Consider the following 14,412-nt stretch of genomic DNA (forward strand, 5'->3'; position numbering starts at 1 on the left):
CCAGGCGATCGATGCAACGGCACAATTCCCGCAGGAACAGCGCCGCCCCCGCTTCGTCCTGCGCCACCCCCGGCGCCAGCGCCGGAAGCAGCAGCAGACGGCCGGGCGGTTCGCTGGCGTAGCTGGCCAGCGTCATGCCCGCCCCTGTCTCCAGAATGCTCGCGCCCGGCGCCGCGGCCAAGGTCGCGCAAGGCTGGAAACAGCGCGCGGCCTCGGTGAAGAGCGTGCGGAAAGGCTCGCCCGCCTGCTGTGGCGCGGCGTCGCCCTCGATCGCCTGGCTGCGCACCGTCCTGGGCATGAGGGGATCGGACCAATCGTAGGGGAGGATGTCTTGCAGGGTGTGCACGCCCACCGTGCGCGGCGCGGGCACCAGCACCACCAGCGTGCCGCCCGCGGCCAATAGCCGCTTGAATTGCTCGCGCCAGTGGCGGCTGGTGGCCAGCAGCCATTCCGAGGCGCCCACGCCCAGCACGGGTGGATCGGCGCGTTCGCAGGCGGCCTCAAGCACGGGATACAAGCCGGCGGGATCCCATATGAGCACGTCCGCCCGGTCCAGCGAGGCGGGCTGATCAAAGGACAGGACGGCATCCAGGCTGTGGGGCGCGAGTGCCAACGCAAGGTCGAGCGTAGAAATATTCATATCGCTAATCCGTACTTGACTTTCGAAATCAATATATCATAAAGTCTAGTTAACTAGACAAATATACAAATCCTATATACATATTCCGGAACCCAGCTGTCATGTCCACTCTTACGAACGTACGCAGCGAGCCCCCCGTCGCCAGCCCCGTGGCGCTGGACCGGGACTCCCCTCTGCCGCTCTATGTGCAGATCAAGCGGCGCGTGCTGATGATGATCCTGAATTGGCAGCAGGAAAGCGACCGCTTCCACACCGACCACGAGCTGAGCGAACAATTCGACGTCAGCCGCATGACGGTGCGCCAGGCCATCCAGGAACTGGTGGATGAGGGCTATCTGCGGCGGGTCCGCGGGTCCGGCACCTTCGTCTGCGCGCCCAAGATCGACGAGCAGTTCAGCCCGGCCATGGACTTCATCGACCAATGGTCGGCGCACGGCCGCCCCCTCAGCCTGCGGGTGCTGCACTGTGCCCAGGAACCCGCCTCGAATGCCGTGGCGCGCGAGCTGGACGTGGCGCCGGGCACGCGGGTCTGGAGCATCCTGCGGCTGCGCACGGTCCAGCAGGTGCCGATTTCGATCGACTACCGCTATGTGCGCGTCGACCGCATCCCGCACATCGATGCCCGCCAGGCCGAGGCCGGCTCGCTGCTGGAACTGATCGGCCGTCAGGTCGAGCTGGCCTACGGCAACCTCAAGATCGAGGGCGGCGCGGTGCAGGCCGAACATGCCGACTATCTCAGCCTGCTGCCCGGAGATCCGGTCCTGACGCGGCACCTTGTGTATTTCGACAAACAGGACCAGCCGGTGATGTCCGGCCTGTCCCACTATCGCGCGGACCAGGTCCGGTACTCGGTGCGCGTGCCGCTGCAGAACGGCGCAGGCAAGACGGACCAGGTGTCGGACTCGCTCGAGTTCCGCAACCCCTCAGGCGCAGGGGACTAGCCCGACTACGTTTTCGCTGTTCGTGGAAGTTGCTGCACACCCCAAATCCCGCATCAGGTACAGGAGTAGCACCATGACTTGCATAAAGACGTTTCTGGAGTTCTCGCGCCGCACGGCCATGGCGCTGCCGGCCGCCGCGCTGATGCTGGGCATGCACGCCGCCAGCGCCCAGGACGCGGTACGGATCGGGTCCATCCTGTCCGTGACCGGTCCCGCCGCCTTTCTCGGCGAAGACATGAAGGCCGGCATGGAAATGGCCATCGACGACATCAATGCCGCCGGCGGCATCGGCGGCAAGAAGGTCGAATGGGTGTTCTACGACGCCGAAAGCCAGACCGCCAAGGCGATCAACGCCACCAAGCGGCTGCTGTCCCAGGACAAGGTGGACATCATCGTCGGCGGCGGCAACATGAGCGGCATCGCCATGGCCATGGTGCCGATGGTCGACAAGGCCGCCACGCCCTTCATTTCCACCGAAGGCTCGATGCAGATCGTGATGCCGGTGGCGGAACGCAAGTATGTGTTCAAGAGCACCGTGGACGACGACCAGGTGATCGACCGGGTGCTGGACTACTTCGACAAGAAAGGCATCAAGCGCGCCGCCCTGCTGGCCGACAACAGCGGCTTCGGCCAGAGCGCCGTCGAGCAGATGAAGCGGCTGGCCGCCAAGCGCGGCATCGACATCACCTACGAATCCTTCAACCCCGCCGACACCGACCTGACCCCGCAGCTCACGCGCATCAAGAACGCGTCGGTGCAGGCCATCATCTGCTGGACCGTGACCCCGGCCGGCGTGGTGTTCATCAAGCAGGCGCAGCAGCTGGGCCTGGACAAGCTCACGCTGGTGCACAGCTACGGCTTCGTCGACCAGCGCTACATGAAGCTGGCCGGCGACTCGGTCAAGGACCTGCTGCTGGTCAGCGTCAAGTTTCCGGTGGGCCAGGACCTGCCCGACGCCGATCCCATCAAGACCCGCATCGTGGACCTCAGCAAGCGCTTCGAGGCCCGCTACAAGCGCAAGCCCAACCAGTTCGTGGCCCAGACCTACGACGCCATGATGCTGGCCCGCGCCGCCCTGGAAAAAAGCGGCGGCGACAAGGAAAAGACCCGCGAACAGCTGACCGCCATCACCGGCTACCAGGGCGTGGGCGGGGTCTTCAATTTCTCGCCCCAGCGCCACTCTGGTTTGGACAAGGACGACATCGTCATGCTCGGCTACCGGGACGGTCAGTTCCGGCTGGCCGACTACAAGTAAGCAGCCCCAGCAAGCCCCCGATCTTCGCAACCTCCACTCACGCGCGCCGCGGGCGCAGCACACCAGGGAGTGCAGTCATGAACGTAGCAAGCGCCGAGCCGCATACGATCCTGGACGATCCAGAAAGCATCTTTCCGCTGGATCTGGACACCCGGATCCCCAAGATCCGCGATCTCTACCACCTGGCGACGGTCAAGCAGTGGGACCCGCGCACCGATATCGACTGGCATCTATTCGACGCCTCGCAGTACACGCCCGAACAGCGCTACGCGGCCCGCCAGTACTGGAGCCGCCGCGCCTGGAGCGAGTACGGCGCGATCTCGGAAAGCCCGGCCTTGCAGATCCGCTTCTGCCACGACAAGTGCGAACCCGACCTGCGCCTGTTCTTCACCATCCGCTCGCAGGAAGAAAGCCGCCACGCGGAAGCCTGCTACCGCATGGCCGAAGCCCTGGGCGGCTACATGGAGCAGCCGGCCCAGGCCGCGTATCAGGGTTCCGTCGCCACCCACGGCGTGCGCAAGATGGCGCTGGACCCCGAGGTGTCGGTCGAGGCGATCCTCGCCGCGCTGGTCTGCGCCGCCGAGGAAATCGCGTTCGACGTCTTCCGCCATCTGGTGGAGATCACCCGCGATCCCGTCGCCAAGCAGATCTGCGCCCGCATCATGCGCGACGAGGTCCGCCACTGCGCGTTTGGCTGGCGCTTCCTTGACCACCGCATTCCGCAGATGTCGCCCGCCGAGATCAAAGTGGTGGAAAACGCGGTGATCAACATGATGGAGAAGGTTGAACTCAACGGCTATCACAGCGCATGGCTGGCGCCCGACAATCCGGCCTCGCGCGCCGAGATGGAGGTAGACCGGGTCACCTGGGAAGCCGGACTGGGCTCCACCGTCGAGGAACTGGAGAAGCCCTTGTTCGTGGAAACGGTGCAGCGCGTGCGGCGCCAGATGGAGCCCTGGGGCGTGCGCCTGCCCCTGCTGCACCACCCCAAGATCGGCGAATTCTGAGGACCCACCATGAACGCAGCCATCACCAGAATTCCCGTCGAGCGCCGTTTTCCGCTGACGCTCAAGCAGTCCATCACCTCGATCCGCGAGCTCTATGAAACCGGCAAGCAGAAGCGCTGGGCGCCCGAAACCGACATCCCCTGGGCCAGCTTCGACATCGGCGCGCTCGACGCCCGGGTCCGCGACGCGGCCCGCCTGACCTGGAGCCGCCGCGCCTGGGTGGAATACGCCGGCCTGAGCGAAACGCCGGCGCTGCTGGTGCGCCTGTGCCTGGAGAGCGGCCGCGAATCCGACCCCAAGTATTTCCTCACCGTGCGCAACACCGAGGAAGCCTGGCAGATCGAATGCTTCCATCGCTACGCCACGCTGCTGGGCGGTTACCTGAACCGCCCGCCCAACCCGCAGCAGGAAGCCATCTTCAACCAGTGCCGCCACCGCCAGGTGCTGGACGCCTCATGCCATGCCGACGCCTTCTTCACCGCGCACGCCGCGGTCGAGGACGGACTGGAGCTGGAGTTGTTCCGCGCCTACCTGGAAAACGCCAGGGAACCCGTGGCGCGCCGCATCCTGGAGCAGTGCGTGCAAGCCAAGGAGCGTCACGCCACCTTCGGCTGGCTCTATGTCGCGGAGCGCGCCGCCGCTTGGTCCGACGCCGACCGCGCAGCCGTGGCCCAGGCCGTCCTGGGCTATCTGAATGAAGTCGAGCTGCGAGGCTACCACTGCCCCTGGCTGGCCGAGCCCGACGGCGCCGAAAGCCAGGCCAATACCCTGACCGCCGAAGCCGGGCTGGGCGCTGTTTCCCGCGACAAGGAGTACGAGATCCTGTGGTCGTACCTGGAGACGGTGACGCGGCGCCTGGCCGAATTCGGCGTCGAGCTGCCGGGCATCGCGCTGGCTGCGCGCCGGCCCAACTGAGCCGGCACGGGGTCCCGCCATGGATATGTCCGCGCAAATCGTCCAACTGCTGGTCGCCGGAATCACCACCGGCAGCATCTACGCCATCGTGGCGGTGGGGTTCAACGTCATCTTCAAGAGCACCGACGCCATCAACTTCGCCCAGGGCGAATGGGTCATGATGGGCGGCATGGTGGCGGCAGCCTGTTACGCGGTGGCTGAGCTGCCGCTATGGCTGTCCTGCCTGGCGGCGGTGGCCCTGGTGGCCCTGGCGGGAGGGGTGTCCGAACGCCTGATCATCCATCCGCTGAAGAAGCCCGCGCCGCTGCTGGTGACGTTGCTGAGCATCGGCCTGGCCATCTGTACCAAGAGCCTGGTGATGCTGGGGCTGGGCAAGACGCCCATGGGCTATCCCGCGTTTTCAGGCGACGCGCCCGTGCCGCTGGCGGGCGCGCAGATTCCGCCGCAGAGCTTCTGGGTGATGGGCGTGGCGCTGGTCTTCATGCTGGGAACGCACTTCTTCTTCGAGCGCACGCTGCTGGGCAAGACCCTGCGGGCCACGGCCATCGACCGCGACGCCGCCGCCCTGGTCGGCATCAACGTGCGGCGTTCGGTAACGGTGGCCTTCGTGCTGGCGGCGCTGGCCGGCGGCATCGCGGGCGTGATCATCGCGCCGCTGACCTTCACCTCCTATGACCACGGCACCATGCTCGGTTTCAAGGGCTTCAGCGCGGCCATGCTGGGCGGACTGGGCAGCCTGCAGGGCGCCTTGCTCGGCGGCTTGTTGCTGGGCGTGATCGAAGCGCTGGGAGGCGGCCTGATTTCCTCGCAGTACAAGGACGCGCTGTCCTTCATCCTGCTGCTGCTGGTGCTGTTCTACCGCCCCCAGGGCTTGCTGGGCAAAGCCGAAATCAACAAGGTCTGAAGGGGGTGACGATGAAATCAGAAATCCACCCGCCCGGGGATGGCGGACACCGCGACCTGCGCATCCTGTTGGCGCTGTGGGGACTTTTCCTGCTGTTCCCGCTGGTGGCGCCGAACAGCTATGCCGTGGGCCTGGCGGTGACGTTCTGCATCAACCTGATGCTGATCGCCAGCCTCAACCTGCTGATGGGCTATTGCGGGCAGATCTCCATGTGCCAGGCCGGCTTCTTCGGCCTGGGCGCATATGTCAGCGGCGCCTTGTCGGCCAAGTACGGCATTCCCGCGCTCGCCGGCATCCCGGCCGCGCTGGCGGTCGCAAGCACGGCGGCGCTATTGATCGCCCTGCCCGTGCTGCGACTGCGCGGCCATTATCTGGCCATGGCGACGCTGGGATTCAACGCCATCCTGTCGGTGCTGTTCGTCGAGCTGGTGGACTTCACCGGCGGCCCCAATGGCCTGTCCGGGGTCGAGCCCATCACGGTCGCGGGCTATGCCTTCGATACCGACCGCCGCTTCTTTTACCTGGCCTGGGCCGCCGGCCTGCTGCTGATGTGGGGCTTCCTGAACCTGACGCGTTCGCGCATCGGCCGCGCCATGATCAGCGTGGCCGGCAGCGAGGTCGGCGCGGCCAGCCTGGGCATCAACACCTACGCGCTCAAGGTCGCGATATTCGTGCTCTGCGCCGCGGTGGCGGCGTTGGCGGGCACGTTCTACGTGCACTTCAACCAGTTCGCGTCGCCGGAGACCTTCAGCTTCTCCGCGTCGGTGCTGCTGCTGGTCATGGTCGCGGTCGGAGGTTGGGGCAAGTATTGGGGACCGCTGTTCGGCGCGCTGGTCTATACCGCGGCGCCGGAGCTGCTGCGCGCCTTCCATGACGTCGAACTGCTGCTGTTCGGACTGGGCATGATCCTGGTCCTGATGTTCTTTCCGGGCGGACTGGCGGGACTGGCGCAGCGGCTGTGCCGGCGCTCCGCCAGCCAGCCGGCATCCCCGGTGGCGGCAACAAAGGGCAAGGTGCGCCATGGCTGATCACGATTTCCTGTCGGTGCGGGACCTGGGCATCAATTTCGGCGGGCTGGCCGCGCTTGCCGACCTGTCCTTCGACCTGCGGCAAGGCCAGATCAAGGGGCTGATCGGGCCCAACGGCGCGGGCAAGAGCACCTTGTTCAACATCGTCGCCGGCCTGCTGCACCCGGGGCGCGGCGAGGTGTCCTTTCGCGGCCGCTCGGTGCGAGGCCTGCCGCCGCACCAGCGCGTCAGGCTGGGCATCGCCCGCACCTTCCAGAACCTGCAGATCTTCAAGGACCTGACGGTGCTGGAGAACGTCATGGTGGGCTGCCACGCGCGCTTCGGCTCCGGCCTGTGGGCCTGCATGCTGCGCACGCCCCGGCAGCGCCGCGACGAACGGCAGATGCGCGACATCGCGATGCAGCGGCTGGAGCAACTGCATCTGGCCCGCCACGCCGACGTGCTGGCCGCCGACCTGAGCTTCGGCCAGGCCAAGATCCTCGAAATCGCGCGCGCCCTGGCCGCCGACCCCACCCTGCTGCTGCTGGACGAACCCGTCGCCGGCGTGCCGCATGCCGAAGTGGCGCAGGTGGCGCAGGTCATACGCGAAGTGAACGCCAGCGGCGTCAGCGTGCTGCTGGTCGAACACAACATGAGCTTCGTCATGCAGCTGTGCGACGACATCCTGGTGCTGAACTACGGCCGCAAGATCGCCGAAGGCCGGGCCGATGCGGTGCGCGCCGATCCCCTGGTGCTGCAGGCCTATCTCGGGGAGGACATGCCCGATGCTTGAAATCACCAACCTGTGCGCCTCGTATGGCGCGGGCGACGTGCTGCGCGAAACCAGCCTGGAGATTCCCGCCGGGCAGATCGGCTGCCTGCTCGGCGCCAACGGCGCCGGCAAGACCACCGTCATGCGCAGCCTGAGCGGCCTGCTGCGGCCGCTGCGCGGCAGCGTCCGCTTCGAGGGGGAAGCGATCGAAGCGCTGCCCGCGGACCGCATCGTCGACCGCGGCATCGTCCTGGTACCTGAAGGCCGGCGCGTGTTCGCGCCCCTGTCGGTCAGCGAAAACCTCGAAATGGGCGGCTACAAGCTGCTCAAGCAGCGCCGTCAGGCAGAGTTCCGCCGCAATCTCGATTTCGTCCTGGACCTGTTCCCGCGGCTGTCCGAACGCGCCCGCCAGCCCGCCGGCACGCTGTCCGGCGGCGAACAGCAGATGGTGGCGATCGGCCGGGCGCTGATGAGCAGCCCGCGCCTGCTGATGCTGGACGAACCCTCCATGGGCCTCGCGCCCCTGGTCGTGAAAGACATCTTCCTGTCGCTGCGGCGGCTCAAGCAGGAAGGACTGACGCTGTTCATCGCCGAACAGAACGCCAGGCTGACCTTGAGCGCCGCGGACTACGGCTACGTGCTGCAGGAAGGCCGGGTGGCGTATTCGGGCAGCGCCCAGACGCTGCGCGACGATACACGGGTACAGGCTGCCTACCTGGGCGCCTGACAGGAGACAGGTGAAGCGATGACGTTTTCTTCCCAGGAGCAGGCGATCGATCCGGAGCAGGAAGCGCAGTACAACCTGCGAGCCCGGCATCCGGAACGCGAGGAGATCTACTTTACCTACGCGCGCCGCAGCGCGCAGACGCGCGGCCGGCGCGAGGCGCGCCTGGACCTGCGCTTCGGCGAGCGGCCTTCCAGCGTGCTGGACCTGTTCGTTCCCGACCATGTGCCGGCGCCGCCGCTGCTGGTCTTCATCCACGGCGGCTACTGGCGCGCCCTGGACAAGCACGGCTTCTCTTTCATCGCCGACGACTACCTGGCGCGCGGCGTGGCGGTGGCGCTGCCCAACTACACGCTGGCGCCGCATGCCAGCGTCTCCGACATCGTCGACGAGGCCTGTACAGCCGTGTCCTGGCTGACCGCGCAGGGCGAACGCCACGGCTACGACGCCAGCCGCATCGTGCTGTCGGGCCACTCCGCGGGCGGGCATATGGCCGCCAGGGCCTTGTGCCGCGACCTGGTTCCCGCCCTGGCCGGCAGGATACGCGGCTACGTCGGGCTGAGCGGGCTGTTCGATCTGGAGCCGCTGCTGCGCACTTCCATCAACCGCGACCTCCACATGAGCGTGTCGGAAGCCCGCAGCCTGGGGCTGTACCAACGCGCCACGCTGTACGAAGTCCCCATGGTGTTCGCGGCTGGCGCCCTGGAAACGGAGGGCTTTCGCGGACAGAGCCGGGATTTTTCGCAGCATTGCGCCAGCCACGGCCACGAGGTCGAGAACCTGGTGGTGCCGCAGCGAAACCATTTCGACCTGCTGACCGATTTCGCCGGCGTCGGCTATCCGCTGTTCAACAAGACGCTCGATCTGCTGCTGCCCGGCGCGGGCCGGGCCTGATCTTTCACGAGGAGTCCACATGGCAGGCCAATCACTCAATCCCGCCGGCGTCTGCGCGCCCCTGGGCCCCTACAGCCAGGGCGTGCTGACCGAAGGCGCCGGCCGCTGGCTGCACATTGCCGGCCAGGTCGGAGTATCGTCCGAAGGCGAGCTCGCCCAGGGCTTCGAAGCCCAGGCCCATGCCGCCTGGCGCAACATCCAGGCCATGCTGGAGGCCGCGGGGATGAACGCGGGCGACCTGGTCAAGGTCGTGACCTACATCACCGACGAAAGCCAGCTGCCGCTGCTGGGCCCGGTCAGGCTGGCCTATCTGGGCGAAGCCCGCCCCGCCGCGACGCTGGTCGTGGTGCGGGCTCTGGCGCGGCCCGAGTGGCTGATCGAAGTGGAAGCGTCGGCGTACAAGCCTGCATGACCCCCGCGGCGGCATCGCCCGAAGGAGAATGAGCATGTTCGAGGACCTACGCAACAAGCGGGCCCTGGTGACCGGCGCCTTCGGCGGACTGGGCGCGGAATTCGCGCGCACCCTGGCCGCCGCCGGTGCGCACGTGGCCCTGGCCGGACGCAGGCTGCAGGCTGGCGAGCAACTGGCCGCGGAACTGGCCGCCGCGGACCGGCGCACCTGCGCCATCGCGCTGGACGTGACCCAACCCGACAGCGTCGCAAGCTTGTTCGACACCGCGTCCGAGCGCCTGGACGGCGCCATCGACATCCTGGTCAACAACGCCGGCATCACCGCCACCCGGCCGGCGCTGGAATACACCGAGGCCGATTGGAGCGACGTGATCGACGTCAACCTGAACGGCACCTGGCGCGTGGCGCAGGCGGCCGGCCGCCACATGCAGGCGCACGGCGGCGGCAGCATCATCAACATCGCCTCCATCCTGGGGCTGCGGGTGGCCCAGCAGGTGCCTGCCTACGCCGCCTCCAAGGCCGCGCTGATCCAGCTGACGCAGGCCCTGGCGCTGGAATGGGCGCGCCACGGCATCCGCGTCAATGCGCTCGCGCCCGGCTATATCGAAACCGACCTGAACCGCGAATTCTTCGCCAGCGACGCGGGACAGGCGCTGATCCGGCGCGTGCCGCAGCGCCGGCTCGGACAGGCGCGGGAGCTGTCCGCCCCGCTGCTGCTGCTGGCTTCCGACGCCTCTTCCTTCATGACCGGCTCCGTCCTGGTCGTGGACGGCGGACATCTCATTTCCACGCTCTGACTCCGGGACGCAATATGGACTTCAGCCTCACGCCAGAAATCGAAAGCTACCGACTACGCATCAAGGCCTTCGTCGAGACGCACATCCTGCCGGTGGAGGCCGACCCGTCCTCCTACGACGAACACGAGAACATCCGCGAGGACGTGCTGCAGCCGCTGCGCCGCCGCGCGCGCGAAGCCGGACTGTGGGCGCTGCAGATGCCGCGCGAACGCGGCGGCCAGGGCCTGTCCCGGGTCGGCATGGCGGCCTGCTACGAGGAAATGAACGTGTCGATCTTCGGACCGGTGGTGTTCAACAGCGCGGCGCCCGACGACGGCAACATGATGGTGCTGGAGAAGGTCGCCACCGAGGCGCAGAAGGCGCGCTGGCTGCAGCCCATCATCGACGGCAAGGTGCGCTCCTCGTTCGCCATGACCGAGCCGCATCCGGGCAGCGGCTCCGACCCGTCCATGATGCTCACCACCGCCACCCAGCAAGATGGCAAGTGGCGCATCCACGGCAAGAAGTGGTTCATCACCGGCGCCGGCGTGGCGCAGCACTTCATCCTGATGGCCAAGACCTCGGACGATCCGCGCAAGGGCCTCACGGCCTTCCTCTTCGACGCGGACCAGCCCGGCTGGCGCATCGAGCGCCGCATCCCCATCATGGGACCGGAGGAGCACGGCGGCCACTGCGAACTGGTGTTCGACGGACTGGAAATCCCCGATGAAAACCGCCTGCTCGGCGTGGGCGACGGCCTGAAGGTCACGCAGATCCGCCTGGGACCCGCAAGGCTGACGCACTGCATGCGCTGGCTGGGGCTGGCCCGCCGCTCCCTGGCCATCGCGCGCGACTACGTGGCGACCCGCCAGAGCTTCGGCACCGCGCTGGCCGAGCGCGAAGGCGTGCAATGGATGCTGGGCGAATGCGCCATGGCGATCGAGATTGGCCGCCTGCTGACGATGCGCGCCGCCGTCGCCCTGGACCAGGGCAGCTACGCGCGCAAGGAAGTCTCGATGGCGAAGATCGTCGTCTCCGAAACGCTGCACAAGGCGGTCGACACCGCCATCCAGCTGACCGGCGCGCGCGGCTATTCGCGCGATACGGCCTTGGCCTGGATCTATCGCTACGCGCGCCAGGCCCGGCTGGTCGATGGGGCCTCCGAAGTACACAAAATGGTGCTGGCGCGATTCCTGATGGATGAGGGCGACGACTTCTGGCATTGGCAGACGCAGCAACAGGCCGGGGCGCAATCGTGACGGGCGCGGCAGTGGAGACGATTGCGGGTCAGGACGCGCTGGCCGCCTATCTGGTGCGCGCGGGCTATGCCGGACAAGCCGGCGAAGTGGCGCTGCGCCGCCTGGCCGGCGGCCAGTCGAATCCGACCTACATCGTGGCCACTGGCCGTGGCCAGTACGTGCTGCGCAAGCAGCCCGCCGGCAAGCTGCTGCCCTCGGCGCACGCCATCGACCGCGAGTTCCGGGTCATGCGGGCGCTGGAACGCAGCGAGGTGCCCGTACCGCGCATGCTGGACTATTGCGCCGACGACAGCCTGCTTGGCACTCCCTTCTACCTGATGGACTATGTGCAGGGACGCAGCTTCGTCGACCCGGCCCTGCCGGGCCTGGCGCCCGCCGAGCGCGGCGCGATCTACGCCGAAACCAGCCGCGTGCTCGCGGCCCTGCATGAGCTGGACTACGCGGCCCTGGGCCTCGAAAGCTATGGCCGGCCCGGCAACTATTACGCCCGCCAGATCTCGCGCTGGACGCGGCAGTACCGCGAAAGCCGGCCGGCGGCGGACCTGCCCGCCATGGAGTCGCTGATCGACTGGCTGCCCCACAACATTCCCGCCGGCGACGAGACCCGCCTGGTGCATGGCGACTTCCGCCTGGACAACCTGATCTTCCACCCCACCGAGCCCCGCGCCCTGGCCCTGCTGGACTGGGAGCTTTCCACGCTGGGGCACCCGCTGGCGGACCTGGCCTATTACTGCATGTGCTGGCGGGTATCGCCGCAGCTGTGGCGCGGCGTGGCCGGATCCGATCTCGGCGCGCTGGGGATCCCCACGGAAGACGAGGTCGTAGCGGCATATTGCCGGGCGCGCGGGCTTGCCGGTGTCGCCGATTGGGGCTTTTACCTCGCTTACAGCTTTTTCCGCATGGCCGCCATCCTGCAGGGGGTCGCCGCCCGCGCCTCGCATGGCAACGCCGCCGCCGACGACGCCCAGTCCATGGGCGCCAAGGTGGAACCGCTGGCCGAACTGGGATGGGAATGCGCGCGCGACGGCGGCGCGGCCTGAAGGATCGCATTAAAGGACCAGGTTGACGGGCGGGGTCAACGAGCCGGGCGCCAGCGGCGGGCTGGCGCGCGGGGCGCAACCGCTCTATAACCTGATAATCGGGCCGGCGCAGCCGCCGGACGCCCCCCTACCTCCCTCCGCTTCCATGACCCAGACCAGCTCCCTGGCGCTGCAGCCCGCCACCGAAGACGACCTGCCCTTCCTGCTTACCCTGCGCAAATCCACCATGCAGGAACACCTGCTGCGCGCTGGCGCGCCGCTGGACGACGACCATCACCTGGCCCGCATCCGCTACCGCTTCGAGGACGCCCGCATCGTCTGGCTGGACGGCCGGCCCGCGGGCCTGCTCAAGCATGGCCGGGATGCCACCGGCTGGCGCATCGTCCAGATCCAGATCGACCCTGCTTTCCAGGGCCGCGGGCTCGGCCGCCGCCTGCTGGAAGGCGTGCTGGACGAGGCCGATGCCGAGGGCGTCCCCGTCACCTTGAGCGTACTGAAAGGCAACCCCGCCCGCCGCCTTTACGAAGCGCTGGGCTTCACCCCCGTGGAGGAGACCGAACTGGAGCACGAAATGCGTTACGAGCCCGGCGCGGTCCGGCCGGCTGGCTGACCCTTTGCAACTTCTTTCCGTCCGGCTGGAATAAAGCCGGGACCGGCAGCGTCTGTAGGGGGCAGTCTCCCACTTTCCCTATCTACGTACGAGGCACACCATGCGCAAACACATCGCCGCAGCCCTGGCCATCTCCGCCGCCGCCCTGTTTTCGGCCGGCGCCCAGGCCCAGGCCGTCAAGACCCAGGACGGCATGCTAGTCAACAGCGCCGGCATGACGCTTTACACCTTCGACAAGGATGCCGGCGGCAAGAGCGCCTGCAATGACCAGTGCGCCAAGATCTGGCCGCCCGTCATGGCCAGCGCCGACGCCAAGCCCATGGGCGATCTGACCGTCGTCACCCGCGACGACGGCAGCAAGCAATGGGCCAGCAAGGGCAAGCCGCTGTACACCTACGCCAAGGACGCCAAGGCCGGCGACAAGACGGGCGACAATTTCAAGGAAGTCTGGCACGTCGCCAAGCCCTGATACCGCGCCCGCCATCCAACGCAGCAACCCATGCGCGCCGAAGACGAAGCCCTGATCCTGGCCTGCATCCCCAGCCTGCGGCGCTACGCCCGCGGGCTGACGGGCGACCCCCACCGGGCCGACGACCTGGTCCAGGACACGCTGGAGCGCGCATGGAGCCGCTATTCGCGATGGCAGCGGCGCGGCGAACTGCGCGCCTGGATGTTCGGCATCATGCACAACCATTTCATCGACGGCGTGCGCGCCAGCAGCCGGCGGGCCGAGCAGACCGCCCCGGGCGAACTGCCCGACACGCCGGTGCGCGCCACGCAGACAGACCACCTGGAGGTGCGCGACCTGGACCGTTGCCTGCAAGCCCTGCCCGCGGAACAGCGGGAAGTGCTGCTGCTGATATGCGTGGAAGACCTGTCCTATCAGGAAGCCGCCCGGATACTGGACGTGCCGATGGGCACGGTCATGTCGCGCCTGTCACGCGCCCGCGAGAAGCTGGGCGCGCTGATGCAGGCGCGCGACACCGTCAGCAAGCTCCATCGCGTGAAATGACATGAACGAGAAACGCCTCCATGCGGTGCCCGGCGCGGGCACCCCGATTACCGAAGCCGACCTGCATGCCTATGCGGACGGCCAGTTGCCGCCGGCGCGCCGCGCCGAGGTCGAAACCTTCCTGGCCGCGCATCCGCAGGACCAGGCCCGCGTCGACGAATGGCGGGAGCAGCGGCGCCTGCTGCACGCCATGCTGGACCCGGTGCTGGACGAGCCGCTGCCGCTGCGTCTGCCCCTGGCGCGGC

General features: G+C 67.6%; 18 protein-coding genes. 17 read left to right on the forward strand and 1 reads right to left on the reverse strand.

Features of this window, described 5'->3' with window-relative positions; genetic code table 11:
* Positions 1–640, reverse strand: a 640-nt coding sequence (locus VIR09_RS11520; protein ID WP_332012992.1) for a hypothetical protein, incomplete at its 3' end; no start/stop codon positions are given.
* Between the two features lie 101 nt (positions 641–741).
* Between VIR09_RS11520 and VIR09_RS11525 the strand changes: the two genes are divergently transcribed.
* The 17 genes from VIR09_RS11525 to VIR09_RS11605 all read left to right on the forward strand — a co-directional run.
* Positions 742–1,581 carry a GntR family transcriptional regulator gene (locus VIR09_RS11525; RefSeq protein WP_332012993.1) on the forward strand — a complete coding sequence of 280 codons (840 nt, stop codon included), beginning with the start codon at positions 742–744 and terminating at the stop codon, positions 1,579–1,581.
* 73 nt (positions 1,582–1,654) lie between these two features.
* Positions 1,655–2,836, forward strand: coding sequence for an ABC transporter substrate-binding protein (locus VIR09_RS11530; protein ID WP_332012994.1), 1,182 nt, complete (start codon positions 1,655–1,657; stop codon positions 2,834–2,836).
* A 77-nt stretch (positions 2,837–2,913) separates the two neighbouring features.
* A complete protein-coding gene (locus tag VIR09_RS11535) occupies positions 2,914–3,843 on the forward strand; it encodes a ferritin-like domain-containing protein (protein WP_332012995.1) in 930 nt (309 codons plus the stop codon).
* A 9-nt stretch (positions 3,844–3,852) separates the two neighbouring features.
* Positions 3,853–4,758, forward strand: coding sequence for a hypothetical protein (locus VIR09_RS11540; RefSeq protein WP_332012996.1), 906 nt, complete (start codon positions 3,853–3,855; stop codon positions 4,756–4,758).
* Positions 4,759–4,777: 19 nt separating this feature from the next.
* Positions 4,778–5,662, forward strand: coding sequence for a branched-chain amino acid ABC transporter permease (locus VIR09_RS11545; protein ID WP_332012997.1), 885 nt, complete (start codon positions 4,778–4,780; stop codon positions 5,660–5,662).
* 11 nt (positions 5,663–5,673) lie between these two features.
* Positions 5,674–6,690, forward strand: coding sequence for a branched-chain amino acid ABC transporter permease (locus VIR09_RS11550; RefSeq protein ID WP_332012998.1), 1,017 nt, complete (start codon positions 5,674–5,676; stop codon positions 6,688–6,690).
* A complete protein-coding gene (locus tag VIR09_RS11555; protein ID WP_332012999.1) occupies positions 6,683–7,462 on the forward strand; it encodes an ABC transporter ATP-binding protein in 780 nt (259 codons plus the stop codon). The genes VIR09_RS11550 and VIR09_RS11555 overlap by 8 nt, the downstream gene beginning before the upstream one ends.
* A complete protein-coding gene (locus tag VIR09_RS11560; RefSeq protein ID WP_332013000.1) occupies positions 7,455–8,168 on the forward strand; it encodes an ABC transporter ATP-binding protein in 714 nt (237 codons plus the stop codon). Before VIR09_RS11555 ends, VIR09_RS11560 begins: the two co-directional genes overlap by 8 nt.
* A gap of 18 nt (positions 8,169–8,186) precedes the next feature.
* Positions 8,187–9,059, forward strand: coding sequence for an alpha/beta hydrolase (locus tag VIR09_RS11565; protein ID WP_332013001.1), 873 nt, complete (start codon positions 8,187–8,189; stop codon positions 9,057–9,059).
* Positions 9,060–9,078: 19 nt separating this feature from the next.
* Positions 9,079–9,471, forward strand: a complete 393-nt coding sequence (locus VIR09_RS11570; RefSeq protein ID WP_332013002.1) for a RidA family protein — start codon at positions 9,079–9,081, stop codon at positions 9,469–9,471.
* A gap of 34 nt (positions 9,472–9,505) precedes the next feature.
* Entirely contained in the window at positions 9,506–10,267 is a 762-nt protein-coding gene (locus VIR09_RS11575) for an SDR family NAD(P)-dependent oxidoreductase (protein WP_332013003.1), read from the forward strand.
* Between the two features lie 14 nt (positions 10,268–10,281).
* A complete protein-coding gene (locus VIR09_RS11580; protein WP_332013004.1) occupies positions 10,282–11,505 on the forward strand; it encodes an acyl-CoA dehydrogenase family protein in 1,224 nt (407 codons plus the stop codon).
* A complete protein-coding gene (locus tag VIR09_RS11585; RefSeq protein WP_332013005.1) occupies positions 11,502–12,545 on the forward strand; it encodes a phosphotransferase in 1,044 nt (347 codons plus the stop codon). Before VIR09_RS11580 ends, VIR09_RS11585 begins: the two co-directional genes overlap by 4 nt.
* A 145-nt stretch (positions 12,546–12,690) precedes the next feature.
* Positions 12,691–13,155 carry a GNAT family N-acetyltransferase gene (locus tag VIR09_RS11590; RefSeq protein WP_332013006.1) on the forward strand — a complete coding sequence of 155 codons (465 nt, stop codon included), beginning with the start codon at positions 12,691–12,693 and terminating at the stop codon, positions 13,153–13,155.
* A 100-nt stretch (positions 13,156–13,255) separates the two neighbouring features.
* A complete protein-coding gene (locus VIR09_RS11595; RefSeq protein ID WP_332013007.1) occupies positions 13,256–13,624 on the forward strand; it encodes a hypothetical protein in 369 nt (122 codons plus the stop codon).
* Positions 13,625–13,654: 30 nt separating this feature from the next.
* Positions 13,655–14,167, forward strand: coding sequence for an RNA polymerase sigma factor (locus tag VIR09_RS11600; RefSeq protein WP_332013008.1), 513 nt, complete (start codon positions 13,655–13,657; stop codon positions 14,165–14,167).
* Position 14,168: 1 nt separating this feature from the next.
* Positions 14,169–14,412, forward strand: a 244-nt coding sequence (locus tag VIR09_RS11605; protein ID WP_414639420.1) for an anti-sigma factor family protein, incomplete at its 3' end; no start/stop codon positions are given.

Source organism: Achromobacter sp. (genome assembly GCF_036567245.1).
Classification (GTDB): Bacteria; Pseudomonadota; Gammaproteobacteria; order Burkholderiales; family Burkholderiaceae_B; genus Achromobacter.

Bases quoted from the DNA above. Each gene is read 5' to 3' on its own strand.
- VIR09_RS11575 (WP_332013003.1), top strand. From the start codon at position 9,506: ATGTTCGAGGACCTACGCAACAAGCGGGCCCTGGTGACCGGCGCCTTC.
- VIR09_RS11545 (WP_332012997.1), top strand. From the start codon at position 4,778: ATGGATATGTCCGCGCAAATCGTCCAACTGCTGGTCGCCGGAATCACC.
- VIR09_RS11570 (WP_332013002.1), top strand. From the start codon at position 9,079: ATGGCAGGCCAATCACTCAATCCCGCCGGCGTCTGCGCGCCCCTGGGC.
- VIR09_RS11600 (WP_332013008.1), top strand. From the start codon at position 13,655: ATGCGCGCCGAAGACGAAGCCCTGATCCTGGCCTGCATCCCCAGCCTG.
- VIR09_RS11530 (WP_332012994.1), top strand. From the start codon at position 1,655: ATGACTTGCATAAAGACGTTTCTGGAGTTCTCGCGCCGCACGGCCATG.
- VIR09_RS11540 (WP_332012996.1), top strand. From the start codon at position 3,853: ATGAACGCAGCCATCACCAGAATTCCCGTCGAGCGCCGTTTTCCGCTG.
- VIR09_RS11535 (WP_332012995.1), top strand. From the start codon at position 2,914: ATGAACGTAGCAAGCGCCGAGCCGCATACGATCCTGGACGATCCAGAA.
- VIR09_RS11555 (WP_332012999.1), top strand. From the start codon at position 6,683: ATGGCTGATCACGATTTCCTGTCGGTGCGGGACCTGGGCATCAATTTC.
- VIR09_RS11525 (WP_332012993.1), top strand. From the start codon at position 742: ATGTCCACTCTTACGAACGTACGCAGCGAGCCCCCCGTCGCCAGCCCC.
- VIR09_RS11580 (WP_332013004.1), top strand. From the start codon at position 10,282: ATGGACTTCAGCCTCACGCCAGAAATCGAAAGCTACCGACTACGCATC.
- VIR09_RS11590 (WP_332013006.1), top strand. From the start codon at position 12,691: ATGACCCAGACCAGCTCCCTGGCGCTGCAGCCCGCCACCGAAGACGAC.
- VIR09_RS11560 (WP_332013000.1), top strand. From the start codon at position 7,455: ATGCTTGAAATCACCAACCTGTGCGCCTCGTATGGCGCGGGCGACGTG.
- VIR09_RS11550 (WP_332012998.1), top strand. From the start codon at position 5,674: ATGAAATCAGAAATCCACCCGCCCGGGGATGGCGGACACCGCGACCTG.
- VIR09_RS11595 (WP_332013007.1), top strand. From the start codon at position 13,256: ATGCGCAAACACATCGCCGCAGCCCTGGCCATCTCCGCCGCCGCCCTG.
- VIR09_RS11565 (WP_332013001.1), top strand. From the start codon at position 8,187: ATGACGTTTTCTTCCCAGGAGCAGGCGATCGATCCGGAGCAGGAAGCG.